Origin of the sequence: Kitasatospora sp. NPDC093558 (assembly GCF_040683475.1) — a bacterium.
GTDB lineage: Bacteria > Actinomycetota > Actinomycetes > Streptomycetales > Streptomycetaceae > Kitasatospora.
This window is the reverse complement of record NZ_JBFBDY010001268.1, coordinates 1-1,229: the sequence shown is the minus strand read 5'-3', so window position 1 is coordinate 1,229 and position 1,229 is coordinate 1. Positions and strand designations below refer to the sequence as shown.

At 76.1% G+C, this 1,229-nt stretch carries 1 protein-coding gene and 1 pseudogene; one reads left to right on the top strand and one right to left on the bottom strand.

The window, feature by feature from the left end; genetic code table 11:
- A partial coding sequence (locus AB0O00_RS40260) for an SGNH hydrolase domain-containing protein (protein WP_363659621.1) occupies positions 1 to 883 on the top strand: 883 nt, incomplete at its 5' end.
- A gap of 54 nt (positions 884 to 937) precedes the next feature.
- On the opposite strand, the pseudogene AB0O00_RS40255 reads toward AB0O00_RS40260, so the two are convergent.
- Positions 938 to 1,229: pseudogene (locus tag AB0O00_RS40255) on the bottom strand (hypothetical protein); the annotation flags it as partial.

Below are 1,229 nucleotides of genomic sequence, written 5' to 3'. Positions count from 1 at the left end.
TGCTCGCACCGGACGGGCCGCGGCTGATCGACTTCGGCATCGCCCGCGCCCTGGACGCCGGCAGCAGCCTCACCAGACCCGGCCACACGGTCGGCCCGCCCTGCTCGCCCCCGGCACCCACGTCACCGGCCTCACACCCCCGCTCGCCCGCGCCCGCGTCGACTTCCCGCCCGGCAAGGGCTGCGAGATCCCGCTCAACGCCGACACCAGCCCGCGCTGCCTGTTCGGCGACGAGGACGGCCCCGACCGCATCGTCCTGCTCGGCGACTCGCACGCCGGCCAGTGGATCTCGGCGGGCCTCGCCATCGCCGGACAGCGGCACTGGGCCCTGGAGGTCCTCGTCAAACCCGGCTGCCCGCTGGCCACCCTCACCGTGCGCAACGACGTCCTCGGCCGGACCTTCGACGAGTGCGACCGCTGGCGCGAGAACACCCTCACCCGGCTCGCCACCGGCCCCAAGCCACGCCTGATCCTCATGGCCGGCCTCAACCGCTACGGCAACCAGGACGAACGCACCCGCGGCTGGACCCGCACCCTCGACCGCCTCGCCGCCACCGGCGCCCCCCTCGCCTACCTCGGCGACACCCCGATGCCCGGCAAGGACATCCCCACCTGCCTGGCCGCCTCCGACGGCCGCTCCGACACCTGCTTCTTCCCTCGGGCCACCGCCTTCGAGCCCGACCCGATGGTCGACGGCGGCCTGGCCGTGCGGTACGGCGTCCGCGTGGTGGACGTCGGCCCGCTGCTCTGCCCGGGCGGCGGCCCCGACTGCCCGGCGGTCCTGGAGGGCGTGGTCCTCTACCGCGACACCGGGCACATCACCGACACCCTGGCACGAGTCCTGGCCCCGAGGCTGGACCGGGGCCTCCTGGGCCCGGCCTGACGGCCGGACGGCCTTACAGCATCCGCGACCGCCTGGCCGCCGCCTGACCCCTCGCTAGCCGTAGATGCTCCGGCACAGGCGGGCCTGTTCCGAGTCGGCGGGCCAGCGGCCGATGCGTTCGGCCTGGTCGCAGATGGAGCCCGGGCCCAGGGTGGGGGGTGTCGCCGGGGGTTGTGCCCGGCCGGGCGGGGGAGTCGGGGCGCCGGCCGGGCTCGGGCGTGGTGTCGTGTGCGGGGTGTGGCCCGACTTCGGGTGTGCGGTCGTGGTGCGTTCCGTCGCCGTCGGCTCCTCCTCCACCGCGCCCGCGCCCGCTACCGCCCCCGTGCTCGCCGACTCGCCGCCCGCG